Annotated in this window: 26 protein-coding genes; 17 read left to right on the forward strand and 9 right to left on the reverse strand. The window is 68.0% G+C overall.

Annotation, left to right across the window (positions count from 1 at the left end; genetic code table 11):
* Nucleotides 1-8 precede the first annotated feature (8 nt).
* Nucleotides 9-794, reverse strand: coding sequence for a hypothetical protein (locus tag EYE40_RS11845; protein WP_130982137.1), 786 nt, complete (start codon nt 792-794; stop codon nt 9-11).
* Complete coding sequence (locus tag EYE40_RS11850) at nt 791-1,327, reverse strand: RNA polymerase sigma factor (protein WP_130982138.1); 537 nt, start codon at nt 1,325-1,327, stop codon at nt 791-793. The genes EYE40_RS11845 and EYE40_RS11850 overlap by 4 nt, the downstream gene beginning before the upstream one ends.
* A gap of 138 nt (nt 1,328-1,465) precedes the next feature.
* Between EYE40_RS11850 and purD the strand changes: the two genes are divergently transcribed.
* The 3 genes from purD to EYE40_RS11865 are packed head-to-tail and all read left to right on the forward strand — an operon-like array spanning nt 1,466 to nt 4,082.
* Nucleotides 1,466-2,731, forward strand: coding sequence for a phosphoribosylamine--glycine ligase (gene purD / locus EYE40_RS11855; protein WP_130982139.1), 1,266 nt, complete (start codon nt 1,466-1,468; stop codon nt 2,729-2,731).
* A complete protein-coding gene (locus EYE40_RS11860) occupies nt 2,728-3,582 on the forward strand; it encodes a phosphoribosylaminoimidazolesuccinocarboxamide synthase (protein ID WP_130982140.1) in 855 nt (284 codons plus the stop codon). The genes purD and EYE40_RS11860 overlap by 4 nt, the downstream gene beginning before the upstream one ends.
* Nucleotides 3,579-4,082: a GNAT family N-acetyltransferase gene (locus tag EYE40_RS11865; RefSeq protein WP_130982141.1), complete on the forward strand. Its 504-nt coding sequence runs from the start codon at nt 3,579-3,581 to the stop codon at nt 4,080-4,082. The genes EYE40_RS11860 and EYE40_RS11865 overlap by 4 nt, the downstream gene beginning before the upstream one ends.
* Here EYE40_RS11865 and EYE40_RS11870 read toward each other — a convergent pair whose 3' ends face one another.
* Complete coding sequence (locus EYE40_RS11870; protein WP_130982142.1) at nt 4,083-4,526, reverse strand: MarR family winged helix-turn-helix transcriptional regulator; 444 nt, start codon at nt 4,524-4,526, stop codon at nt 4,083-4,085.
* Nucleotides 4,527-4,623: 97 nt separating this feature from the next.
* On the opposite strand from EYE40_RS11870, the gene EYE40_RS11875 reads away from it, so the two are divergent.
* The 3 genes from EYE40_RS11875 to EYE40_RS11885 are packed head-to-tail and all read left to right on the forward strand — an operon-like array spanning nt 4,624 to nt 6,790.
* The gene (locus EYE40_RS11875; RefSeq protein ID WP_130982143.1) at nt 4,624-5,499 is read left to right on the forward strand and encodes a VOC family protein; all 876 of its coding nucleotides are present in this window, start codon (nt 4,624-4,626) and stop codon (nt 5,497-5,499) included.
* Between the two features lie 60 nt (nt 5,500-5,559).
* A complete protein-coding gene (locus tag EYE40_RS11880; RefSeq protein ID WP_130982144.1) occupies nt 5,560-6,018 on the forward strand; it encodes a hypothetical protein in 459 nt (152 codons plus the stop codon).
* 16 nt (nt 6,019-6,034) lie between these two features.
* Complete coding sequence (locus EYE40_RS11885) at nt 6,035-6,790, forward strand: SDR family oxidoreductase (protein WP_130982145.1); 756 nt, start codon at nt 6,035-6,037, stop codon at nt 6,788-6,790.
* Here the strand turns inward: EYE40_RS11885 and EYE40_RS11890 are convergent.
* Together EYE40_RS11890 and EYE40_RS11895 are read right to left on the reverse strand one after the other, a co-directional pair.
* The gene (locus EYE40_RS11890; protein WP_130982146.1) at nt 6,787-8,577 is read right to left on the reverse strand and encodes a glycoside hydrolase family 15 protein; all 1,791 of its coding nucleotides are present in this window, start codon (nt 8,575-8,577) and stop codon (nt 6,787-6,789) included. The genes EYE40_RS11885 and EYE40_RS11890 overlap by 4 nt on opposite strands.
* Before the next feature lie 58 nt (nt 8,578-8,635).
* The gene (locus EYE40_RS11895; RefSeq protein WP_130982147.1) at nt 8,636-9,652 is read right to left on the reverse strand and encodes a serine hydrolase domain-containing protein; all 1,017 of its coding nucleotides are present in this window, start codon (nt 9,650-9,652) and stop codon (nt 8,636-8,638) included.
* A 34-nt stretch (nt 9,653-9,686) separates the two neighbouring features.
* On the opposite strand from EYE40_RS11895, the gene EYE40_RS11900 reads away from it, so the two are divergent.
* The 3 genes from EYE40_RS11900 to EYE40_RS11910 are packed head-to-tail and all read left to right on the forward strand — an operon-like array spanning nt 9,687 to nt 11,730.
* On the forward strand, nt 9,687-10,418 hold the full coding sequence (locus EYE40_RS11900) for an SGNH/GDSL hydrolase family protein (RefSeq protein ID WP_161972387.1): 732 nt from the start codon (nt 9,687-9,689) through the stop codon (nt 10,416-10,418).
* Nucleotides 10,415-11,158 (forward strand): SGNH/GDSL hydrolase family protein, encoded by a 744-nt coding sequence (locus EYE40_RS15445; RefSeq protein WP_161972388.1) that lies wholly within the window; start codon nt 10,415-10,417, stop codon nt 11,156-11,158. The genes EYE40_RS11900 and EYE40_RS15445 overlap by 4 nt, the downstream gene beginning before the upstream one ends.
* Nucleotides 11,122-11,730 carry a nucleoside/nucleotide kinase family protein gene (locus EYE40_RS11910; RefSeq protein ID WP_204742245.1) on the forward strand — a complete coding sequence of 203 codons (609 nt, stop codon included), beginning with the start codon at nt 11,122-11,124 and terminating at the stop codon, nt 11,728-11,730. The genes EYE40_RS15445 and EYE40_RS11910 overlap by 37 nt, the downstream gene beginning before the upstream one ends.
* Before the next feature lie 62 nt (nt 11,731-11,792).
* On the opposite strand, the gene EYE40_RS11915 is transcribed toward EYE40_RS11910, so the two are convergent.
* Both EYE40_RS11915 and EYE40_RS11920 read right to left on the reverse strand, forming a co-directional pair.
* Nucleotides 11,793-13,295, reverse strand: coding sequence for a DHA2 family efflux MFS transporter permease subunit (locus EYE40_RS11915; RefSeq protein WP_130982150.1), 1,503 nt, complete (start codon nt 13,293-13,295; stop codon nt 11,793-11,795).
* Between the two features lie 7 nt (nt 13,296-13,302).
* Nucleotides 13,303-13,902, reverse strand: coding sequence for a PadR family transcriptional regulator (locus tag EYE40_RS11920; protein WP_130982151.1), 600 nt, complete (start codon nt 13,900-13,902; stop codon nt 13,303-13,305).
* Nucleotides 13,903-13,995: 93 nt separating this feature from the next.
* On the opposite strand from EYE40_RS11920, the gene EYE40_RS11925 reads away from it, so the two are divergent.
* The 6 genes from EYE40_RS11925 to EYE40_RS15450 are packed head-to-tail and all read left to right on the forward strand — an operon-like array spanning nt 13,996 to nt 16,994.
* Nucleotides 13,996-14,991 carry a glycosyl hydrolase family 18 protein gene (locus tag EYE40_RS11925; protein WP_161972389.1) on the forward strand — a complete coding sequence of 332 codons (996 nt, stop codon included), beginning with the start codon at nt 13,996-13,998 and terminating at the stop codon, nt 14,989-14,991.
* Between the two features lie 42 nt (nt 14,992-15,033).
* Complete coding sequence (purS, locus tag EYE40_RS11930; protein WP_130982153.1) at nt 15,034-15,276, forward strand: phosphoribosylformylglycinamidine synthase subunit PurS; 243 nt, start codon at nt 15,034-15,036, stop codon at nt 15,274-15,276.
* Nucleotides 15,273-15,974, forward strand: coding sequence for a phosphoribosylformylglycinamidine synthase subunit PurQ (purQ, locus tag EYE40_RS11935; protein ID WP_130982154.1), 702 nt, complete (start codon nt 15,273-15,275; stop codon nt 15,972-15,974). The genes purS and purQ overlap by 4 nt, the downstream gene beginning before the upstream one ends.
* Nucleotides 15,971-16,423 (forward strand): DUF3817 domain-containing protein, encoded by a 453-nt coding sequence (locus EYE40_RS11940; protein ID WP_130982155.1) that lies wholly within the window; start codon nt 15,971-15,973, stop codon nt 16,421-16,423. Before purQ ends, EYE40_RS11940 begins: the two co-directional genes overlap by 4 nt.
* Before the next feature lie 53 nt (nt 16,424-16,476).
* Nucleotides 16,477-16,809, forward strand: coding sequence for a hypothetical protein (locus EYE40_RS11945; protein ID WP_130982156.1), 333 nt, complete (start codon nt 16,477-16,479; stop codon nt 16,807-16,809).
* Nucleotides 16,806-16,994 (forward strand): DUF559 domain-containing protein, encoded by a 189-nt coding sequence (locus tag EYE40_RS15450; RefSeq protein WP_161972390.1) that lies wholly within the window; start codon nt 16,806-16,808, stop codon nt 16,992-16,994. The genes EYE40_RS11945 and EYE40_RS15450 overlap by 4 nt, the downstream gene beginning before the upstream one ends.
* Here the strand turns inward: EYE40_RS15450 and EYE40_RS11955 are convergent.
* Nucleotides 16,991-18,193, reverse strand: coding sequence for an MFS transporter (locus EYE40_RS11955; protein ID WP_240034807.1), 1,203 nt, complete (start codon nt 18,191-18,193; stop codon nt 16,991-16,993). The two genes, EYE40_RS15450 and EYE40_RS11955, sit on opposite strands and share 4 nt — an antisense overlap.
* Before the next feature lie 56 nt (nt 18,194-18,249).
* Here EYE40_RS11955 and EYE40_RS11960 point away from each other — a divergent pair, with 56 nt between their 5' ends.
* Nucleotides 18,250-18,684 carry a winged helix-turn-helix transcriptional regulator gene (locus tag EYE40_RS11960; RefSeq protein ID WP_130982158.1) on the forward strand — a complete coding sequence of 145 codons (435 nt, stop codon included), beginning with the start codon at nt 18,250-18,252 and terminating at the stop codon, nt 18,682-18,684.
* Here the strand turns inward: EYE40_RS11960 and EYE40_RS11965 are convergent.
* Nucleotides 18,646-19,815 (reverse strand): mechanosensitive ion channel family protein, encoded by a 1,170-nt coding sequence (locus tag EYE40_RS11965; protein WP_130982159.1) that lies wholly within the window; start codon nt 19,813-19,815, stop codon nt 18,646-18,648. The genes EYE40_RS11960 and EYE40_RS11965 overlap by 39 nt on opposite strands.
* A gap of 139 nt (nt 19,816-19,954) precedes the next feature.
* On the opposite strand from EYE40_RS11965, the gene purL reads away from it, so the two are divergent.
* Nucleotides 19,955-22,258 carry a phosphoribosylformylglycinamidine synthase subunit PurL gene (gene purL, locus EYE40_RS11970; RefSeq protein WP_130982160.1) on the forward strand — a complete coding sequence of 768 codons (2,304 nt, stop codon included), beginning with the start codon at nt 19,955-19,957 and terminating at the stop codon, nt 22,256-22,258.
* The last annotated feature ends 64 nt before the right edge of the window (nt 22,259-22,322 follow it).

Consider the following 22,322-nt stretch of genomic DNA (forward strand, 5'->3'; position numbering starts at 1 on the left):
CCCCAACGCTAGCCGCCGACGCGCACCGCACCGACCACGGTCTCCCCGTCGGAGGCGTATAAGGGCAGGTCCACGGGGATCTCGTCCTCGTTGAATTGCTCCGCCGCCGCAGTCTGTTCTGTGCCGAGCAGATAGCCGTCGACCCGGTCGCCACTCGGGCTCAGCCCGGTCGCGGCGACGAGGTCAGGCACCGTCCCATCCGGCTTCGGGATGCCGTAGCTCTGCCCCCGGTCATTCGTGCCCCACTCGATGGGGCGCTGCTTCGCCCACGTCGCGGTCAGCGACCAGGTCGCGCTCTCGAACGCTTCGATCTTGATCGTGTGCCGACCCGCAGTTACGTCCCGGAACACGTATCGCAGCGAGCCGGTCGCCTTGCCATCGACGAACTGGTCCGCGTCGCAGCGGTAGGTCGCACCCTTGGTGACCGCGTCGAGTCCCCACTCAAAGGTGCCGGGGGCCGTGCACTGGAACTCGAAGGTCACCTCCGTCGCGCCTTCGGGTCGCTCACCGAGATCGATGGATGCGTCGCCGATGCCCGCCCGCAGAATCGTCTCCGAGTAGAAGTCGGTCGCGCGATGTTCGAATACACCGACCGGCGCTTCGAGGGTGTACTCCCGCGGGTCCCGGTCTCCCGACGCGATAGCCGAGACGGCTCCGCCGGCGATGGCGCCCGAGAGGATGAAGGCGAGGGATCCGCCGATGAGGAGCCGTCGGCGCGAGGGGAGCGCCACGAGACGAGTGGACTGGACCTGCTGCACGAGCATCCCTCGCACGGCTGAATCGCGGTCGGTCATGAGCTGGTCCTTTCAAGAAGTGCGGGCGCGAGACCGGAAGCGAGGCGCTTCTTCGCCCGGGAGAGACGGGACTTGACCGTGCCGCGGGGGATCCCGAGCGCCTCGGCGACCTCCGCCTCGCTGAACCCTTCGAGCACGCTCAGGGTGATCACCTGTCGGTCGGCGAGGGAGAGTCCGCCCAGCGCGGTCACCGCTTCACTCGACTCGTCGAACTCGCGATCGATCGGCGGCGGCAGCTTGTCGAGCAGGGCGCGGTAGCGGCGAGCGCTGCGCGAGAGGTTGCGGGACACATTGGTCGCGGTCGCGAGCAACCACGGCAGCAGGGAGTCGCCGACGAACCGCACGCCCTCGCGCTTGCGCCACGCCTCGAGGAAGGTGACGGCGACGACCTCCTCCGCGTCGTGCCAGCCGGGCACGAGTCGCAGGCTGTGGCGCAGCACGCGGTCGCGATGGCGGTCGAAGACGAGCCCGAAGCTCTCCCCGTCGCCGCGCACTGCTGCGGCCCAGAGCTGGGAGTCGGTAGCGTCATCCATACCCTGAAGTGTCCGGCATGCGGCGATTGGTTCCCTCAACCACCATCCCGTTTGTTGGCCACGAGGGCGTTCAAACGGCCCAATGGTCAACAAACACCCTCGCGGCGAGCGCCCACCCGCGTTCTGTACTCTGAACGAGTGAAGATTCTTGTTCTCGGCTCCGGCGCGCGCGAGCACGCCATCATCACGTCCCTGCTCACCGAGCGGGCGGCGGATGGCACCCCCCGGCACGAGATCACGGCGGCCCCCGGCAACGCGGGTATCGCCCAGGACGTCGAGGTCGTCGCCCTCGATCCCACCAACGGTTCGATCGTGCGCGACTACGCGAAGGACAACGGCATCGAGCTGGTCGTCATCGGCCCCGAAGCCCCTCTCGTCGCGGGTGTGGCCGACAAGCTGCGTGCCGCCGAGATCCCGGTGTTCGGCCCGAACAGGGCTGCCGCGGCCCTCGAAGGCTCCAAGACGTTTGCCAAGCGGGTGATGGATGCCGCCGGAGTTCCCACCGGGCGTGCTGCGCGCGCCGCGACATCCACCGATGCCATTGCCGCGATCGACGAGTACGGCGCCCCGTACGTGGTGAAGGCCGACGGTCTCGCCGCGGGCAAGGGTGTGCTCGTCACCCCCGACCGCAACGCCGCGATCGCCCACGCCGAGTACTGGCTGCAGCACGGCGAGGTGCTCATCGAGGAGTTCCTGGCCGGCCAGGAGGTCTCGCTGTTCCTGCTCAGCGACGGTGAGAACGTGCTGCCGCTGTCGCCCGCGCAGGACTACAAGCGCGTCTTTGACCACGATGAAGGCCCCAACACCGGCGGCATGGGCGCCTACTCGCCGCTGCCGTGGCTCGAGGAGGGCTTCGTCGACGACATCATCGACACGGTCGGCCTCCCCACGATCCGTCAGCTCGCCGCCGAGGGAACCCCCTTCGTCGGCCTGCTCTACTGCGGCCTCATCGTCACCCGCCAGGGCGTGCGGGTCATCGAGTTCAACGCGCGGTTCGGCGATCCCGAGACGCAGGTCGTGCTTCCCCGGCTCGTCACCCCCCTCGCCGGCCTCCTGCTGGCCGCCGCGACGGGTCGTCTCGGCACTCTGCCGTATCCCAAGTTCTCGGATGACGTCGCCGTCACCGTTGTGCTCGCGAGCGAGGGCTACCCCGACTCGCCGGTCACGGGCCGCCCCATCACCGGACTCGACGAGGCCAAGGCGGTGCGCGGCGTCTCGATCGCCCACGCTGCGACCGCGAACTACGAGGGCAACTTCGTCGCCACCGGCGGTCGGGTTCTCAGCGTGGTCGCCGTCGGCTCCGACTTCGTGGATGCCCGTGCGCGCGTATACGAAGCACTCGGGCACATCCAGCTCGAGGGCAGCCACTTCCGCACCGACATCGCGCAGCGGGTCGCCGAGTGACCGCCGTTGCCGTACCCGGCTGGACCCACACCTACTCGGGCAAGGTGCGCGACCTGTACAGCTCCGAGCAGTACCCGGATGCGGTGCTCATGGTCGCGAGCGACCGGGTGAGCGCGTTCGACCATGTGCTGGAGCCGGGCATCCCGGGCAAGGGTGAGCTGCTCACCAGGTTGAGCCTGTGGTGGTTCGAGCAGCTCGACGTGCCGAACCATTTGGCGGAGGGCGAGATCCCGGACGAGGTGCAGGGCCGCGCGATGCTCGCGAAGACCCTCGAGATGTACCCGGTGGAATGCGTTGTGCGCGGGTACCTGAGCGGCAGCGGCTGGCTGGAGTACCAGCAGTCGCAGAGCGTCTGCGGCATCAACCTGCCAGCGGGCCTCAGCAACGGCGACCGCCTGCCGGAGCCGATCTACACCCCCGCGTGGAAGGCCCCCATGGGCGAGCACGATGAGAACATCACCTTCGAGCGCACCGTCGAGCTCGTGGGTATCGAGGCTGCGCGGGCGCTGCGCGACACGTCGCTCGCCATCTTCACGAGGGCGTCCGCGATCGCCGAGACGCACGGCGTCATCCTCGCCGACACCAAATTCGAGTTCGGCGCCGACCCGGTCACCGGTGAGCTGACCCTCGGCGACGAGGTGCTCACGAGCGACAGCAGCCGCTACTGGGACGCCGAGCTGTACGCCGCAGGCGGCCCCGACCGACTCGCGAGTTTCGACAAGCAGATCGTGCGCAACTGGCTCGCGGCCAACTGGGACCAGACCGGCACTCCGCCTGAGCTCCCCCCGGAGATCGTCGAGCAGACCGCGTCCCGCTACCGCGAGCTCATCGAGAGGCTCACGGGCGCGTGATCATCCGCTCGGTGCAGTGGGATAACGTCGCAGCCACCGCGCTGCGCGAGGCCCAGCGCATCGAGATCGCCGAGCGCTACGGCACAGACGACTCCGAACCCGGTCCCGCACCGACCGCAGATGACATCACGGCCTTCTTCGTGGCTTTCGAGAACGATGATCCGGATGCCCCGGCTCTCGGCTGCGGTGGCCTCCGCCAGCTCGGCGCGAGTGAGGCAGAGGTCAAGCGGATGTACGTCACCCCGGCCGCACGCGGCACGGGCGTGTCCACGGCTCTTCTGGATGCACTCGAATCCTTCGGCCGCTCCCGCGGCTGGTCCCGGCTCGTGCTGGAGACCGGAACCGAGCAGCCGGATGCGGTGCGGTTCTACGAGCGCGAGGGCTTCACGAGCATCCCGCGCTTCGGCTACTACGCCGACAGCGAGGACTCGCTCTGCTACGAGAAGTCCCTGATCGCGACCGATCCCGCGCTGGACACCCTCTGCGAGGGTTGCGAGTAGCTAGGCGTCGAGCGCCGCGATCACCTTCGCGCCGATCGCGGTCAGCTGCCCGACCTGCGCGTCGCTGAGGTTCGCGAACACCCGCTCGCGCACCTGACGAACCTGGCCGGGTGAGACACGACGCACCAACTGGATGCCCTCTGCCGTGAGCTGCACGATGCGCACCCGCCCATCACTCTCCGACACCGAGCGGCTCAGCCATCCCGACTTCTCCATGCTCTTCACCGCGTGGGTGAGGCGGCTCGGGGAGTAGCGCTGGGCGCGGGCGAGCGCGGCCATGGTGAGACGGCGGTCGGGGGCCTCGTAGAGGAAGACGAGCACTTTGTAGTACGCGTGGGGGAGGCCGCCGTCCGCCTGGGTCTGCGTGTCGAGGGCGTCATCCAGAACATGCGTCAGGAGCACAAGCGAGCGCCACGCCTCGTTCTGCTCGGTGGTCAGTGGCATTGATTAAGACTAGCGGAATAGTTGAACTCTCAAATAAGTTATACCCCGGTGACGCGTGAGATACCCAAGCGCAGCACCAGCGAAACGGAACAACCCCATGAATGCAGCGACATCGAACCCGAACCTCCTTGCCGCAGACACGTCCATGGGTGCTGTGACCCTGAAGGTCGGCAATGTCGACACGATGACCGCGTACTACCGTGACGGTGTCGCGCTGCAGGTCCTCAGCGAAGGGCCGGGCAGCGTGACCCTCGGTCGCGGCGGCACGCCCGTGGTGATCCTGGAGCACGCGCCGGCGCTGAAGCACGCGTCGCCGAGGGATGCGGGGCTCTTCCACACGGCGATCCTCTTCGACACCGAGGAGGCCCTGGCCGCGGCCGTCTACGCGGTCGCCCAGCGCTACCCGAACACGTTCACCGGCAGCTCGGACCACCTTGTCAGCAAGGCGTTCTACTTCACCGACCCCGAGGGCAACGGTGTCGAGCTGTACTGGGACCGCGACCGCACGACCTGGAGCTGGACGCACGGCGTGATCGAGATGGGCACGCTCTACCTCGACCCGAACGCGTTCCTGCAGCAGAACCTCACAGAGCAGGCCGTGGAATCGGCGGTCATCGGCGGCGCCTCGGTCGGCCACGTGCACCTGCAGGTCGGCGACGTTCAGACCGCGCACGACTTCTACGTGGACCGCCTCGGCTTCGAGGAGACCATCAACTACGGCGGCACCGCCCTGTTCGTGAGCGCGGGCGGCTACCACCACCACATGGCGATGAACGTGTGGAACTCGGCCGGCGCAGGTCCCCGCCTGCCCGCACTGGGGCTGGGGCAGATCGACATCAGGGTGCCGTCGCTCGATGACGTCGGCGCACTCACCGAGCGGCTGTCCCACTTCGGTGTGTCGACGCGCGACGACGGGCAGACCGTCTCGTTCGACGACCCGTGGGCGAACCTGATCCGGGTCGCGGTCGCCTGACCTGTCTTCCGCCCTTTCTGGGGTGAGCGGATGCCGCGGCGCCCGCCCTACGCTTCGAACATGACTACACCGCTCCCCGAACTGCTCGCCAAAGTCGCGACCCTGAACGACCCGAAGAACCCGTTCACGTACGAGGTGAAGGGCAACACGATCGTCGGCAAGTGGGACATCGTGAGCGCCAAGTCGCTGTACCCCAAAGAATTCACGACCATCGACAAGAAGTTCTCGATCACGGTCGAGCTCGATGAGAAGAAGGGCACCTGGAAGGCGAAGGAGAAGTCGCAGGACAGCGGCGGCTCGATCAGCGGCGGCGGCATCAGCTTCGGCACGTCGACCAACTCGTTCTCGGGCAAGAGCAGCAACAAGTCGTTCGGCTTCGAGCTCGGCGGCATCAACAAGACGAAGGATGGCGTGAGCCCGATCCTCACCTGGTCGTTCGACTCCTCCAAAATCAAGGGACCGCTGTTCGAGCTGCTCGAGTCCAACGGCTGGACGAAGAAGAAGGGTCTGTTCGGCTGATCGGTAGGGTTGCCGCATGACCGAACCGCGCCCTGTCGCCCTGATCACCGGAGTCGGCCGCACCGTCGGAATCGCCGCCGGGATCGCACTTCGCCTCGCCGCAGATGGCTGGGATCTTGCCCTCAACTACTGGACTCCCGCCGACCGCAGCATCTTCGGCGACAGCGCCGACGCCGGACTCGGCGACCTCGTCTCCGCACTCGAGAGCCTGGGTGCGGCAGTGCTGCCGGTACCCGCCGACCTCGAGCTTCCCGACTCCGCGAGCGAGATCTTCCGCGAGGTGCAGGCCGGGCTCGGGTCGCCGTCCGCCCTGGTGCTGTCGCACGCGTGGGACATCGACTCCGGCATGCTCGACACGAGCGTCGAACAGTTCGACAAGCACTTCGCGATCAACACGCGGGCAAGTTGGCTCCTCATCCAGCAGTTCGCGAAGCAGCTCGAGACAGACGAGGGCCGCATCGTCGCGATCACGAGCGACCACACCGTCGGCAACCTGCCCTACGGGGCGAGCAAGGGCGCGCTCGATCGCATCGTTATCGCCGCCGCGAAAGAGCTCGCGCACCTCGGCATCAGCGCGAACGTCATCAATCCGGGCCCGATCGACACGGGGTGGATGACGCCCTCCGTGCGCGAGCACCTCACCGGCCTCCAGCCCACGGGGCGGCTCGGAACGCCCGACGACACTGCGGACCTCGTGTCGTTCCTGCTGTCGGCCCACGGCGCGTGGATCAACGGCCAGCTCCTCAAAAGCGACGGCGGCGTCAGCAGCTAGGCCGTCTCGTGGATGGTGATCGCCGCGTTCACGAGTGCGAGGTGGCTGAGGCCCTGCGGAAGGTTGCCCCAGAATGAGTTGTCGGCCGGGTCGATCATCTCGGCGAAGAGACCAACGTCGTTGGACAGCTCGACGAGTTGATCCATGAGCTCGATGGCCTCCTCCCGACGCCCGACGCAGGCAAGGGCCGACGCCAGCCAGAACGAGCAGGCGACGAACGCCTGCTCCTCGGCCTCCGCACCGGTGAACCGGTAGACGAGGGGGCCGCGACCCAGCTCGGCGCGGATGGCATCGACGGTCCGCGACATCCTCTCGCCGCGGTCGAAACCACTCGGTGCATGCAGCAGAACGGATGCATCGAGCTCGTCACTGCCCTCGAACGACACGTATGACTGCCGCTCCTCCGACCAGCAGTGTTCGGCGATGTGGGCGGCGATCGCGTCCCGCTCCCGGGACCAGCGCTCCGGGCTGCTCGGAATCTCGCCCAGCTCGCTCAGCTTCACCGCCGCGTCGAGCGCCTGCCAGCAGCCCATCATCGACGCCGTGTAGTGGCGGCGCTCCGGCAACTCCCACATGCCGGAGTCGGGCTGGCGCCACAGGTCGCAGGCGCGATCGGCTGCGGTCACGAGCATGTGGCCGGTCGGGTCGTCGAGTACGTTGCCCGCCTCGACATAGTTCAGCATCATGCCGAGAAGGTCGCCGTAGACGCCGTGCTGGTCCTGTCCTGCAGCCGGGTTGCCGGAGACGACCGGCTGGCTGCCGCGCCAGCCGGGGGCGTCCAACTCGGCGACACCGTCCGGCAGCGAGCCGTCGAGCGTGTAGAAGATGTGCGGGTCGGGACCGTGCTTGCGGATGGTGCGCACGAGCCAGGCAACCGAGGCCTGGGTCTCCTCGCGGAGGCCAAAACGGGTGAGGGCGTGCACCGTGTACGCGGCGTCACGCACCCAGGCGAACCGGTAGTCCCAGTTCTTATGGCCGGAGCGGCTCTCCGGCAGCGACGTCGTCGGAGCTGCCGCGATCGCCCCCGTCGGCGCGAAGATGAGCAGCTTGAGGGCAAGAGCACTACGCTGCACATGCTCCGACCAGGGGCCGTCGTAGTGGAACTCACGCGACCAGGTGCGCCAGTTGGCGATGGTGCGGTCGATGCCGATGTCGGTCTTCTCCGGGATCGGGAGGTGAAGGGGCTCATCTGCCGAGCCGACCACCGTGAGCAAGTGGCGCGACTTCGGCGCGGTGACGAAGGTGCCGGCCAGCTCGCGCTCGCCACCGCCGCGCGGACCGTGGTCCACGCCGCGCACGGCGAGCGTCACGCCGTCCACGCGGAGTACCTGGCCGTGGGTGGTGTCGTCCTTCCACGGGGAGGCCGTGCTGAACATGGTGCCCGGGGTGACGCGCCAGCGGAAGCGCAGCTCTCCGCGGATGCCCTCGATGCGGCGGGCGAGTTCCACCCAGGGCAGGCGGCCGGCGATGCCGGTGACGAGCGCGTCCGTCAGCCGCGCGGAGCCGAGGGCCGTGGTGAACGTGGTCTGCAGCACGTTCGTTCCGGGAACGTAGCGCCGGGTCACCGTGAACGGGTCGGTGGGCGCGAGCTCGATCGCGCCGCCCGATTCGGCGTCGAGCATCCGCGCGAACGGCGGAAGGGAGTCGAGACTCGGCACCGGGAGCCAATCGATCGACCCATCCGCCGCGATCAGGGCGACGGTACGGCCATCACCGATCGCCGCGTAGGAGCGCAGGTCGACGTAGCCGTCGGTGCGGTCGGGTTTCAGGCGAGTGGCGCGGGGCATGGTTCACGGTAATACGCGCGACCGGGAGCGCGTCCTCAGGCTGTGAGGCGGCTGGGCGTCAGCCGTCGAGGCGCTCGTCGAGCTCGGTGATCACGTCCCACGCGCCGTCCTCCTCGTTGGACAGCACAACGACGTCGACGTCCTCCTCGAGGTAGTGGCGCACGATGCCGCTCGCGCCGGTGTTCACGCCGTCCTTGTAGTACGACCGCACCGTGCCGTCCTCGTTCATGTCGAACTCGAGGCCAAAACCGTACTTCGTCTCATCGTCGTGCTCCACTTGCGGGGAGAAGAACTCGTCGGTGTATTCGGGGCTGAGCAGCGTGCCATCCCGAACCGCGTCGAGGAAGCGCAACAGGTCGTGGGCCGTCACCTGCGCGCCGTCGGACGGGCTGCCGATCGGCGGGTAGCTGTAGATGTTGCTCTTCCAGGTGCCGTCTTCGCGGCGATCCCATCCCTCGGCGAGGCGGGGCGCGGCATCCCGACGGTCATAGAAGCCGGAGTCGCCCATACCCGCCGGGCCGAATACCTCGTCGAAGACGTACTGGCGGTAGTTGGTGCCCGTGACCTTCTCAAGCGCGAGGCCCGCGAGGATGTAGCCGACGTTGCAGTAGCGGCACTCGACGCCGGGGTCCTCGTTCGGCTCCTTGTCGACGAACTGCGGCAGGTAGTCGGCGGCCTCGAGGAATCGGTAGTTGGGGGTGTCGACGAAGAGCGCCTCGTACGACTCGCCGTCCTCCTCGTCCGCGTCGTCGCGGATGCCGCTCGTGTGGGTGAGCAGGTGCAGGAGGTTCACCTCGATCGGTATCTTCGTGCCCTCGAGAGCGTCGACATAGTGGTGGATCGACAGCTCGAGGTCGAGGTTGCCCTTTGCGACCTGCTGCAGCACCGCGACGCTCGTGAACAGCTTCGTGATCGAGGCGGTGTCGAAGCGGGTGTCGAGGGTGTTCGGCACATTCCAGCGGCGGCTCGCGAGGCCACTCGCCTGCTCGAAGATCACGCCGCCCGCCTTGCGCACAACGACCACGCCGTTGAAATCCTTGTCGGCGAGGAAGTCGGAGAGTCCTGTGGTGTCCATGGGAGGAGTTTACCGAGCGCCTAGCATGGGATCCGTGCCCGCCCTCCGCCTCAGCCGCATCGCGGCGATTCCGTTCGCCCCCGTGCTGCTGGTGCAGGGCAAGCGCCTGCGACGCGAGACTCCGAAGCTTCCGGATGCCGCGCTCCCCTGGTCGGGCTCCGAAGCCGGCCCCTCCGCTCTCCGCCTCCTCGTGCTCGGCGATTCCACCGCTGCGGGTGTCGGCGCCGCAACGCAGGATGAGGCGCTCCCCGGGAACCTGGCCCGCGAGCTCTCCGCCCGCTGGTCGCGCGGCGTCGAGTGGACCGCGCTGGGCGAGAACGGCGCAACCGCCCGCGACCTGGTCGAACGCTTCCTTCCCGTTGCGCTGGAGGAGACCTACGACTTCGTGTTCCTCAGCATCGGGGCCAACGACGCGCTCGACCTGCGGTCGCGCTCGGCGTTCGGGCGGGACATCCGAACCCTGCTGACGGCGCTGCGCTCCCGCAATCCCGACGCACAGCTCATGATGTCTTCGCTGCCCGCGTTCTTCCGCTTTGTGCTGCTGCCGAACCCGCTGCGCTGGAACCTCTACCTGCACTCCCAGAATCTCGAGACCGAGGCCCGGCGCATCGTCGCGCAGTTTCCGGGCGTGATCATGTCGCCCGCACCGCCGCCCTACACGGACGGCTTCTTCGCGACCGACCTCTTCCACCCCTCGGCGAGCGGCTACAAGGACTGGGCGCGCTTCGCCATCGACGACGCGTTCGAGAAGGGCCAGCTCGCGTGAAGCACAACGGGTACGGCAGCCGGCTGCTCGCCTTCGTTCTCGCGCCCCTGCTGTTTCCGCAGAGCCGCGTGGTGCTCTCGCATCTGCCGATCCTGTCGGAGGCCGAGCCGGGATGGCGCGGCACCGTCGACGGCCCTGACCCGCTGCGCCTGCTCGTGCTCGGCGACTCGACCGCCGCGGGTGTCGGCGTGGACGACAACACCTATGGACTCGCAGGCAACCTGGCGAGGGAGTTCGGGGCGGTGCTCGGTCGCGGCATCGAGTGGACGGTCATCGCCCGCTCGGGCGCGACAACCGGCGAGGTGCGCAACTTCTTCCTCGGGCTGTCGACGCGCTCCGAGTTCGACCTGATCTTCGTCTCGACCGGCGTCAACGACGTGATGCACCTGCGCACGACGGCCGCGTTCACCGCCGACCTCGCCCTCATTCTGGAGGGGCTCGAAGCCGCGTCGCCGTCCGGCACGATTTTTCTTGCCGGGATACCGCGCATGGAGCACTTCACCTCGCTGCCCGACCCGCTCGGCACCATCCTCGGTGCGCGTGCGTACCGGTTGAACGCGGGGGCGCACCGCGTGCTCGAGCGGCACCCGCGCGTGGTTCACGTTCCGCCGTGGCCGATCGGTACACCGGGATTCTTCGCGCGCGACGACTTCCACCCCTCAGCACTCGGCTATGCGGCCTGGGCGAAGAAGGCGGTGGGCTATTGGCAGCGACGACGCTCGCCGAGGCAGTCGGGCTGATCCCTACTACGGGACAACGCCAGATCGTGGGCGTCGCCGGTGAGCCGGGCGCGGGAAAGTCGACGATCGCCGCGCTGCTCGTCGCGGCGCTCGGACCCACCGCCGCCTTGCTGCCGATGGACGGGTATCACCTGCCGCAGGCTGAGCTGGTCGAACTCGGCCGGCGCGACCGCATGGGGGCCGCCGACACGTTCGACGTTGACGCGTTCGTCGCGACTCTGCGCGACCTGCGGTCTGGGCGTGCCACCTACGCCCCCGACTTCGACCGCACGATCGAGGAGCCCGTCCAGGGCGCGCTCGCGTTTCCGCCCGAGCTGCGCACCATCGTGGTGGAGGGCAACTACCTGCTGCACGATGCGGGCGGCTGGGAGCGGGTACTTCCGCTGCTGGACCTGAGTTTCTTCGTGGAGGTCGAGCCGGGCATCCGGCAATCGCGCCTCATCGAGAGGCACGTGCGCTTCGGCAAGACGCCCGAGGCCGCGCGCGCCTGGGCGCTCGGCCCCGACGAGCACAACGCCCGGGTCGTGCGCGCCTCGGCTCACGGTGCCGACCACGTCATCGCGCTGCGCTGACAGCCGGCCAACGCGAAAGCGGGGCGCCCGGTTGCCCGAAACGCCCCGCCTCACACCGCTATCTAGACGGATGCCACGGTCTCCTCGACCACGTCGGCTGGCTTGCTCCACGCGCGCGGCGTGGGCTTCGCGAAGAAGAGCGCCGCGACCAGGCCGATCAGCGCAACCGCTGCGGGCAGGAACATGGCCTGTCCCATAGCGGCACTGAAGCCGTCGGCGATGGCATCGGGCATGGTGCCTCCGCCGAACTGTGATCCGCCCTCGGCCGCGCTTGCACCGACCTCGGCCGTGATGCGGGCCTGCATCAGCGCGGCGATAGCGGCTGAGCCGAGCACCGCACCGATCTGGCGCGTGGTGTTGTACACACCGGAACCGGCACCCGCGAGAGCCATCGGCAGGTTGCGCGTCGCCGTGGTGGAGAGCGGCGCCCAGATGCCCGCGTTGGCGAGACCGAGGAGGGCTGCGGGGAACAGCAGCATCCAGATCGGCACGTCGGGCGACAGCATGGAGCCGAACCAGAACAGCGCGATCGCGAGGAAGGCGAAGCCGGTGCCCGCGATGTAGCGCGGGTTGACCCGATCGACGAGCTTGCCGACCACGGGGGCGAGGCCACCGGAGATGACGGCCATCGGGATCAACATAAACGCCGACTGGGTCGGGGTGAGCTCGCGCACCGACTGGAAGAAGATCATCAGAGGCAGCACCATGCCGGTGATGACGAAGCCCATCGCGGTGATGGCAATGTTGGCGAGGCTGAAGTTGCGGTCACGGAACAGGCCGAGGGGAAGCAGCGGCTCACCCTTCTGCACGGCCTGCCACACGACGAACGCGATCAGCACGACGACGCCGACGATGATCAGCAGCGGCACGGTGATGAAGCCGGTGATGACACCCCAGTCGTAGGTCTCGCCCTCCTGCAGCCCGAAGACCACGAGGAAGAGGCCGACGCCACTCAGCACAACACCGAGGATGTCGAATTTGTGGGCGTGCGTCGTGAGCGAGGGCACGAGGCGCCAGGCCAGCACGAAGCCGATGATTCCGACGGGCACGTTGATGATGAAGATCCATTCCCAGCCGGGACCGTCGACGAGCAGTCCGCCGAGGATCGGGCCGACGAGCGTCGCAACTCCGGCGGTCGCACCCCAGAGGCCCATGGCCGCACCGCGGCGGTCGGGGGCGAAGATGCGGGTGATGATCGCCATCGTCTGCGGCGTCATCAGCGCGGCGCCGAGACCCTGGACGACGCGGGCGACGATGAGCCATTCGATGTCCCCGGCCACTCCGCACCACAGCGACGACAGCGTGAAGATGACGAGACCGACGAGGTACAGGTTCTTCGGGCCGAAGCGGTCACCGAGACGCCCGGTGATGAGCAGCGGTACGGCGTAGGCGAGCAGGTAGGCGCTCGTCACCCAGACGACGCTGTTGATGTCGGCGTCGAGGTCCTCGATGATCGCAGGGGTCGCGACCGAGACGATCGTCGAGTCGACGAGAATCATAAAGAATCCGAGCACAAGCGCCCAGAGCGCTGGCCACGGCTTTGCTATTACTTCTGGCTGGTTCATTTCTCTCTTAGTCCTTGATGGTGTGCTGGAGGCCGACAGGTTTCTCGGCCTCCCAGTCGATGACGCCGCTCTCGAGGTCGGCGATGAGTTTTTCGAGGTACGCGACCTCGGCGTCGTGCATGGCGAACAGGTACGGCGCGTCGAGCAGGTAGCGCGCGGGCACGCCCTTCGCCTGCACTTCCTCGTACTCGGTCATGCCCTGCTCGCGATCGACGGCGAGCGCCGCGAGTCGCGTTCGGAGGAGCTGGATGACTTTGGATAGTGGCAGGTTGTGGGCTTGCCCAATGGCGAGCGGGAATCTCGGGTATTCGTTGATCGGTTCGGCGATGAGCTCCTCGACGCGGTCGAGCAGCTGCTCTCGTCCCTCGTCGGTGATCTCGTAGGTGGTGCGCTCGGGCCGGTTGCCGTCGCGGTCGGTGCCCGTGACGCGCACGAGTCCGGCCTCGTCGAGCTTGTTGACCGCGTGGTACAGCGAGCCGGGCCGCACCTTGACAATGCGATCCTCCTTGCGCAGCAGCAGCACCTGGTACATCTCGTACGGGTGCATGGGGCGTTCGGCGAGCAGCGCGAGGGCCGCCATTCCGAGCGGCATGAGTTCGTACGACATGACTATTCCTTGTTGATTGTTCGGCATGAACTATTCCAGTTGGAATATACGCTTCCCAGACTACTGATGCAAGAGGTGGTTTACGCTCTCCGGATGCGATCCGTCCTCGCGGGCCTCGCCGTGCTCGCCCTCGCCGGCTGCGCCGCGACCCCTGCCCTCTCCGCCGATGCGCCGACGGACAAGCCACTCAGCTTCACGGCTTTTCAGGGCGAGTGGTCGGATGCCCGGCTCATCGACCAGAGCGCCGACGCCATCGATGTGGTCGCCGTCGACGGGCTCAACCTGACCGCAGAGGGTGGAGTCACCCCCGCCAGCCCGGAAGCCCTCGCCCAGGCCGACCAGGCTCACACCGACGGGCTCACCGCCGAGATCATGATCGGCAACTTCGATGCCGACCTCTCCGACTTCAGTGAGGAACTCGCCTGGGCCACCCTGTCCGACCCTGCCCGCATCGAGACCGCAGCGAGCACCGTGGCCAACGTCGTCGCCGAGCAGGGTTGGGACGGCGTGAGCATCGACCTCGAGTCGCTCGAGGCGCGCGACACCGCCGGGCTCACGGCGTTCGCTGCGGCTCTGCGCGAAAAGCTCGGGCCCGCGAAGAGCCTCAGCATCGCGCTTATGGTGGAGCACTCGGCCGCCGGCTACGCGGACGCGGGCTATGACCTCGAGGCGCTTGTGCCGCTCATCGACCGCTTCGTCCTCATGGCCTACGACGAGCACGGGCCCTGGGAGGACATCCCGGGCCCGATCGGATCACTGGAATGGCAGCGCGCCGGCGTCGAAGGGCTGCTCGAGGTCGTACCGGCCGGGCAGATCGAGCTCGGCGTCGCGGGCTACGGCTACAGCTGGGGCGCCACCAACTCGGGCCAGCTCTCCGTGGAGGACGCACGCGGGATCGCCGGCGACGACGCCGTGTGGGACGAGACTGCCGGCGAGTGGACGGCGACGGTCGGTGGGGTGGAAGTGTGGTGGAGTGACATCCGCTCGTTCCAGCAACGGGTCGAACTCGCCCAGGAACTCGGCCTCGGCGGGGTGGCGCTGTGGTCGCTCGAGACCAGCGACCCGATCGGTGCCGCCGACCTCGGGTAGAGTTGGGGCATCCACCCCCGCGCGAACTCTTGGGAGTATTTGGTGCCAACAATCGTCGTAGAGGTCATGCCGAAGGCAGTGCTCCTCGACCCGCAGGGCAAGGCCGTCACCGGCGCCCTCCACCGCCTCGGCAAGTCGAACATCAGCGAGGTGCGCATCGGCAAGCGTTTCGAGGTCACTGTCGTCGAGGTCACGCCCGAGGTGCTCGCCGAGGTGCAGGCGCTCGCCGAGGACATCTTCTCCAACCAGGTCATCGAAGACGTCGTGAGCGTGACAGCGGTATGAGAATCGGTGTCGTCACCTTCCCCGGATCCCTCGACGACCGCGACGCCCAGCGCGCCGTACGTCTCGCCGGCGGTGAGGCCGTAGCCCTCTGGCACGGCGACCACTCGCTCGACGGTGTCGACGCGATTGTGCTGCCCGGCGGCTTCAGCTACGGCGATTACCTGCGCTGTGGCGCCATTGCGGCCCACTCGCCGATCATGAGCGAGATCATCGACGCGGCGAACGGCGGAATGCCCGTGCTCGGCATCTGCAACGGCTTCCAGATTCTTGTCGAGGCGCACCTGCTGCCCGGCGGGCTGATCCGCAACGATCACGGCGACTTCATCTGCCGCGACCAGAAGCTGCGCGTCGAGAACACCGACACCGCCTGGACGAGCGGATTCCAGACCGGCCAGGAGATCACCATTCCCCTGAAGAACGGCGAGGGCGGCTTCATCGCCGACCAGGAGACCATCAACCGCCTCGAGGGTGAGGGCCAGGTCGCGTTCCGATACCTCGAGGTCAACCCCAACGGATCGGCCAACGACATCGCCGGCATCTCGAGCGCGCGCGGCAACGTGGTGGGGCTCATGCCGCATCCCGAGCACGCGGTCGAGGAGGGCTTCGGCCCCGACACCCGTGCAGCCATGCGCTCGGGCACCGACGGGATCACCTTCTTCACGAGCGTCATCCAGTCGTCGCTGCTCGCTCGCGCGTGACCCCGCGCAGTCTCTACCGTCTCGTCGCGATCGCCGAAACGGTCACCTGGACCCTGCTCATCACGGCCCTCATCGTGCGCGCTACGACCGGGCTCGCGATCGCCGTCACCGTCGCGGGCGGCCTGCACGGGTTCGTGTTCCTCGCCTACGGTGCGACCGCGCTGCTCGTCGGGATCAACCAGCGTTGGCGGCTCGCCGTCATCCTCTTCGCCGTTCTGACGGCTGTGGTGCCGTTCGCGACGATCCCCTTCGAACGCTGGCTGGAACGCCGCTCGCTGCTGGTCGGCGACTGGCGCACCGAGGCCACGGACGACCCGCGCGATGGCCGCCTCATCGACCGCCTGGTGCGCTGGATGCTGCGGCGCCCGTACCTGCTGCTGGCTCTCGTCGCCGTGGCAGTCGTTGTGGTGTTCGTGGTGCTGTTGCTGGCGGGGCCGCCGGGGAAGTAGGGCTCGGCTCGGGACCGCGGACGAGGCCAGCGCGGGTCGGGCAGGCTGCTGGGATGGCTGCGCGCAAGCCGATCCCGGCACCCCTCGATGGCATGCCATTCTCGATCCGCGACGCCCGACTCAGGCTGGATGGCCTCGTGGCGCTCGGCGACCACCTCGTGGGCGACCCGCGGCAGGTGGATCCCGGCGACCTGAGACCGTACGCGACTCTCGCGCAACTGGCGGCGAGCCTGCATGACTTCTCGGGACGTGGGGCGCGTGCCGCGGCATCCGCCCTGAAATTGATCAGGGTTGGGGCCGAATCGCCGCCCGAGCTGCAGGGGGGGAGATCCTCGATCGGAAGGGCAGGCGGCTGGGGTTCGCTGACCTGTTATACCGCGAGGTGAGGGTCGTCATCGAGTACGACGGTGAGCATCACCGCACGAACTCCGCCGCCTACGACCGCGACGAGTCTCGCATCGAGAGCTTCATCGAGGCTGGCAACGCGGTGGTGCGAGTGCGCAAGGGCGCGCTGTTCACGCGGCCGGAGAGTGTCGTGGCGCGGGTTCGTCGCGCGTTCGAGACGAGCTAGACCGCGAGCGCAGCAGCCGCCCGGCGCTGGGCGGCCAGGTCCGCGATCGAGAGCACAACGGCGACCACGCAGAGCGCCGCGAGCACCGGTCCCGCGATGTCGACCGCGAGGCGCAGACCGAGGTTCGTGGCGAGCGCGCCCGCCCCGACGGCGGCGAGCGCCTGCAGCAGGTAGGCGAACAGGTAGAGCAGTGAGAGGGTCGCGCCGCGGTGCTCCGCGGGAGCTGTGCGGTTGAGCAATCCGAGGCCGCCGGTGAACGCGAACGAGTAGCCGATGCCTCCGACGACACACCAGACCAGAAGAAGAACGAGGCTTCCGGATGCCGCGCTCGCAACCATCACTCCGAGGCCGAGTAGTGACACCGAACCGCCCACGATGATGGCCACGTGCGCGGGAACTCTCGACAGGAACAACGCCGTCACACCGATCGACAGCGACGAGGTTCCGAGCAGCAGGCCGATCGTGAGCAGGTTGTCGGTGGCGGCGAGCTCGCGGGCCATGTTCGCGCCGAGCGACAGGAAGATGGCGCCGACCGCGTAGGCGACCGAGACGGAGATGGTCGCGAGGATAAACGCACGCGTCATACCGGGGGCGAGGTGCGGGGCCTCGAAACGGAACGGGACCGCGGCGGCGGGGCGATCATCCGGAGTCAGCGCGACGAGCACCCAGGCAGTGACGCTCAGCACCAGGAGCACGGCGAAACTCAGCACGAGGGGCAGGGGTGCGAGCTCGGCGAGTGCACCGGAGACGATGAGGGCGAGTGTGAGACCGGTGGAGGTCGATATCGTGGCGAGCGTGCTCGCGAGCCGGGGGTTGCGGGTGTAGTTGTTCTCGACGAGTGCGGCCGAGGCGGCACCGATCGCGAAGCCGGTGCCGATGCCCTGTAGGGCGCGAGCCGCGAAGAGGAAGCCGACGTTCGGCGCGACGGCGAAGATGACGGCGGCGACCGCGATGAGACCGATGCCGAGCAGCATGGCGCGGCGACGGCCGATCGTGTCGGAGAGGCTGCCGAAGACGAGCAATACGAGCAGGAGAGCGGCCGGGTAGGTCGCGAACACCGAGGTGGTGATGACGGAGGTGAGACCCCACTCGTCCGCGTAGACGGGGTAGAGCACGCTTGGTGCACCGCTCGCCCACAGGCTGAGCGCGAGCACTACGGCGGAGGACCAGAACGTGCCGCGGCGGCCAAAACGAATCATTGCGCGAGCCTATACCCCTAGCTTGGATTTTCCAACTTAGCTGGTAGGCTGAGAGCATGGAGAAGCGTTGCCAGATCGTCCGCACTCTCGACGTCGTGGGCGAGAAGTGGTCACTACTCATTGTGCGCAACGCCCTGCGCGGGCAGACCCGGTTCTCCGAGTTCCGCGAGAGTCTCGGGGTGCCCACCGACGTGCTCACGTCCCGCCTCGCGACGCTCGTCGAGGGCGGGATCCTCGAGAAGCGGGCATACCGCGAACCCGGGAGTCGTGAACGATCGAGCTACCACCTGACCTCCGCAGGCGAGGGCCTCGGGTTGGTGTTCGCCGCCATGATCCAGTGGGGCGACGACTTCAACCCCGCTCCCACCGGCCCCGTCTATCGCGTGGTCGACCCCGCGGGCGGCGACGCGTTGCGCCTCACCTACGTCGACGAGCGCGGCGACACCCGGGAGTCAGCGAGCGTCGTGCGTGACAGCGACATGGCCCGGTAGCGGTATGGATGACGTGAACTGTGCCGCCCGCTCCTGCGCGTCCACGGTTCCCGTGAAGAGTCCGATCGGCTCGGTCTTGGTGCGCTCCGGCTTCTTGACGGCGGCCTCGACGAGCTCGATGCGCTGGCGGGGCAGCCCGGCACCCTGGGCCTGGATCCACTCGACCATCTCCTCGCGGATGTAGCAGCGCAGGTCGAACAGCGTCGGAGCGTCGATCGCGGTGACAAGGATCCGCACGCGCACGAACCCGCCGACGGCATCCGTCACCTGCAGCACGGACGCGCGGCCGTCCCAGATGGTGGCGCGCTGGAGCACCTTCTCGAGCTCGACCCGCATTGCGGACGGGCTGATGCGCCAGTCGAGGTCGAACTCGACGGCACCGAGCAGCTCGGAGCTGTTGCGCGTCCAGTTCTGGAACGGCTTCGTCGTGAACCAGGTCGAGGGCAGCACCATGCGGCGGTCATCCCACAGGTGCACCACGACATAGGAGAGCGTGACCTCCTCGATGCGGCCCCACTCGTTCTCGACGATGACCACGTCGTCGACACGGATCGCGTCACTGAAGGCGAGCTGGATTCCGGCGAACACGTTGGCGAGAGTGGACTGCGCGGCGAGACCGGCGACGACGCTGACCAGGCCGGCGGAGGCGAGCACGCTCGTTCCCACGGCCTCGACGCCCGGAAAGGTGAGCAGGATGGCGCCGATGGCGAGGATCGTGATCACGACGTTGACCAGGCGGCTCACGATCGCGAGCTGAGTGTGCATGCGCCGCGCCACCTTGTTGTCGGGAATGTCGGTGCGGTAGCGGGACATCCCGATGCCGATGGCGAAGCCGAGGAGCGCGCCGAGCAGCCAGGCGATCGCAACGATCGCCGCGATCAGCAGGCCGTGCTGCACCAGCCCGAGGTAGGTGGGAGCCGGGAACGCCAGCTGCACGGCCGCGACCACCGCGATCACGAGCATCAGCAGTCGGAACGGATGACGCGCACGGCTCGTCAGCGACTTCGGCCACTCGCGCCGGCGCGCGAACAGCCGGGCGATGCCGGCGACGATCGCGACGAGTACCAGCGCCGCGACGAGCGCGATGCCGAGCACAACGAAGAAGGCGAGCCAGGGGGACAGCTGGGGCATGGGGAACTCCTCGGGTGGATGGACGGCCTCCACGCTGAGGATTGCAGCCCACCACCGTAGCGGAGCGGTCTGGGTATCGGCTCCGTGCGGTCGCCCTTAGAATTGGAGGTATCTGGCCGTCCCCTTTTCCAGGAGCCTCGTGACCCCCTCTCGTGCAGCAGCTGACACCGTCGCGAACGCGGCAGCCACCCCCGACAAGGAGCAGCCGTACGGCGCCCTCGGGCTGAAGGAGGACGAGTACCTCAGCATCCGCGAGATCCTCGGACGCCGCCCCACGAGCGGTGAGCTTGCCATGTATTCGGTCATGTGGAGCGAGCACTGCTCCTACAAGTCGAGCAAGAACTACCTGCGCCAGTTCGGCCAGAAGGTCAGCCCCGCCATGAAGAAGAACCTCATGGTCGGCATGGGCGAGAACGCGGGCGTCGTCGACGTCGGCGAGGGCTGGGCCGTCACCTTCAAGATTGAGAGCCACAACCACCCCAGCTTCATCGAGCCCTTCCAGGGTGCGGCAACCGGCGTCGGCGGCATCGTGCGCGACATCATCTCCATGGGTGCACGCCCGGTTGCCGTGATGGATGCCCTGCGCTTCGGTGCCATCGACCACCCCGACACGGCTCGCGTTGTGCACGGCGTCGTCAGCGGGATCAGCAGCTACGGCAACAGCCTCGGCCTGCCCAACATCGGCGGAGAGACCTACTTCGATCCCGTGTACCAGGCCAACCCGCTCGTGAACGCGCTCGCCGTGGGAGTCCTGCGCCACGAGGACCTGCACCTGGCCAACGCGCGTGGTGTGGGCAACAAGGTTGTGCTGTTCGGCGCGCGCACCGGCGCTGACGGCATCGGCGGGGCATCCATTCTCGCTTCGGACACGTTCGCAGAGGGCGGCCCGACCAAGCGCCCCGCGGTGCAGGTAGGCGACCCGTTCGCCGAGAAGGTGCTCATCGAGTGCTGTCTCGAACTGTTCCAGCAGGGTCTCGTCGAGGGAATCCAGGACCTCGGGGCGGCGGGCATCTCCTGCGCGACCTCCGAGCTCGCGTCCAACGGTGACGGCGGCATGTTCATCGAGCTCGAGAACGTGCTGTTGCGCGACCCGTCGATGACCGCGGAAGAGATTCTGATGTCGGAGAGCCAGGAGCGCATGATGGCGATCGTGACGCCCGAGAAGCTCGAGGGGTTCCTCGCCGTCGTGCAGAAATGGGACGTCGAGACCTCGGTTCTCGGCGAGGTCACCGACACCGGACGCCTCGTCATCAACTGGCACGGCGAGGAGATCGTCAACGTGCTCCCCCGCACCGTCGCGGTCGACGGCCCCGTGTACGACCGCCCCGTCGCCTACCCGACATGGATCGACGCGCTGCAGGCCGACACCGCCTCTGTTTTGGATCGCCCGACCGCTCCGGCCGATGTGCTCGAGCAGGTGCTGCGCGTTCTCGCGTCGCCGAACCTGTCGGACAAGAGCTGGATCACCAACCAGTACGACCGCTACGTCATGGGCAACACCGCGCTCTCCTTCCCGGATGACGGTGGCATGGTGCGCATCGACGAGACCAGCGGCCTCGGCTTCGCGGTCGCGACCGACGCGAATGGCCGCTACTGCCAGCTCGACCCCGCGCAGGGTGCCCGCCTGGCCCTCGCCGAGGCGTTCCGCAACGTCGCCGTCACGGGCGCGACCCCGGTCGCCGTGTCCGACTGCCTGAACTTCGGCAGCCCGGAGAACCCCGAGGTCATGTGGCAGTTCTCGAAGACCGTCGAGGCTCTCTCCGACGCGTGCCTCGAGCTCGAGATCCCGGTCACCGGCGGCAACGTGTCGTTCTACAACCAGACCGGCGACGTGCCGATCCACCCGACCCCCGTGATCGCCGTGCTCGGCGTGATCCAGGATGTCGCGAAGCGCATCCCGAGCGGCTGGCAGGACGAGGGCAACAACATCTACCTGCTGGGCACCACGAAGCTCGAGCTGGACGGCTCGGCCTGGGCCGGCACCATCCACGACCACCTCGGCGGCCTGCCGCCCACGGTCGACCTTGCCGCTGAGCAGACCCTGGCGTCGCTCATCGCGGCCGGCGGCGACCAGAGCCTCATCGCCTCCGCTCACGACCTCGCCGACGGTGGCCTCATCCAGGCCCTCACCGAGTCGGTACTGCGCTTCGGTGTCGGCGCGCGGGTCTGGCTGGGCGAGATCACCGAGCGTGACGGCGTCGATGTCGCCACGGCCCTCTTCTCGGAGTCGACCGGTCGCGTGATCGTGTCGGTGCCGCGTGAGGATGACGTTCGCTTCCAGGGCCTCTGCGAGGGCCGCGGGTACCCCGTGCTGCGCATCGGCGTGACCGACGCCGGCGGCGCCCTCGAGGTGCAGGACCAGTTCACGCTCTCCGTCGACGAGCTGCAGGAGGCCCACCGCGGCACCCTGCCTGCGCACTTCGGCGCGGTCGTCGGGGCCTAGGGATCTCGACACGCTCGATCACCGGCTGGGCGCAACTCGGTTTCGATACGCGTGCTCCTTCGTC

This window comes from Glaciihabitans arcticus, assembly GCF_004310685.1.
Classification (GTDB): Bacteria; Actinomycetota; Actinomycetes; order Actinomycetales; family Microbacteriaceae; genus Conyzicola; species Conyzicola arctica.

Excerpts from the sequence above, each read along its gene's own strand:
- EYE40_RS11845 (WP_130982137.1), bottom strand. The coding sequence starts at position 794 with ATGACCGACCGCGATTCAGCCGTGCGAGGGATGCTCGTGCAGCAGGTC.
- EYE40_RS11850 (WP_130982138.1), bottom strand. The coding sequence starts at position 1,327 with ATGGATGACGCTACCGACTCCCAGCTCTGGGCCGCAGCAGTGCGCGGC.
- EYE40_RS11870 (WP_130982142.1), bottom strand. The coding sequence starts at position 4,526 with ATGCCACTGACCACCGAGCAGAACGAGGCGTGGCGCTCGCTTGTGCTC.
- EYE40_RS11875 (WP_130982143.1), top strand. The coding sequence starts at position 4,624 with ATGAATGCAGCGACATCGAACCCGAACCTCCTTGCCGCAGACACGTCC.
- EYE40_RS11880 (WP_130982144.1), top strand. The coding sequence starts at position 5,560 with ATGACTACACCGCTCCCCGAACTGCTCGCCAAAGTCGCGACCCTGAAC.
- EYE40_RS11885 (WP_130982145.1), top strand. The coding sequence starts at position 6,035 with ATGACCGAACCGCGCCCTGTCGCCCTGATCACCGGAGTCGGCCGCACC.
- EYE40_RS11890 (WP_130982146.1), bottom strand. The coding sequence starts at position 8,577 with ATGCCCCGCGCCACTCGCCTGAAACCCGACCGCACCGACGGCTACGTC.
- EYE40_RS11895 (WP_130982147.1), bottom strand. The coding sequence starts at position 9,652 with ATGGACACCACAGGACTCTCCGACTTCCTCGCCGACAAGGATTTCAAC.
- EYE40_RS11915 (WP_130982150.1), bottom strand. The coding sequence starts at position 13,295 with ATGAACCAGCCAGAAGTAATAGCAAAGCCGTGGCCAGCGCTCTGGGCG.
- EYE40_RS11920 (WP_130982151.1), bottom strand. The coding sequence starts at position 13,902 with ATGTCGTACGAACTCATGCCGCTCGGAATGGCGGCCCTCGCGCTGCTC.
- EYE40_RS11925 (WP_161972389.1), top strand. The coding sequence starts at position 13,996 with ATGCGATCCGTCCTCGCGGGCCTCGCCGTGCTCGCCCTCGCCGGCTGC.
- purQ (WP_130982154.1), top strand. The coding sequence starts at position 15,273 with ATGAGAATCGGTGTCGTCACCTTCCCCGGATCCCTCGACGACCGCGAC.
- EYE40_RS11945 (WP_130982156.1), top strand. The coding sequence starts at position 16,477 with ATGGCTGCGCGCAAGCCGATCCCGGCACCCCTCGATGGCATGCCATTC.
- EYE40_RS11955 (WP_240034807.1), bottom strand. The coding sequence starts at position 18,193 with ATGATTCGTTTTGGCCGCCGCGGCACGTTCTGGTCCTCCGCCGTAGTG.
- EYE40_RS11960 (WP_130982158.1), top strand. The coding sequence starts at position 18,250 with ATGGAGAAGCGTTGCCAGATCGTCCGCACTCTCGACGTCGTGGGCGAG.
- EYE40_RS11965 (WP_130982159.1), bottom strand. The coding sequence starts at position 19,815 with ATGCCCCAGCTGTCCCCCTGGCTCGCCTTCTTCGTTGTGCTCGGCATC.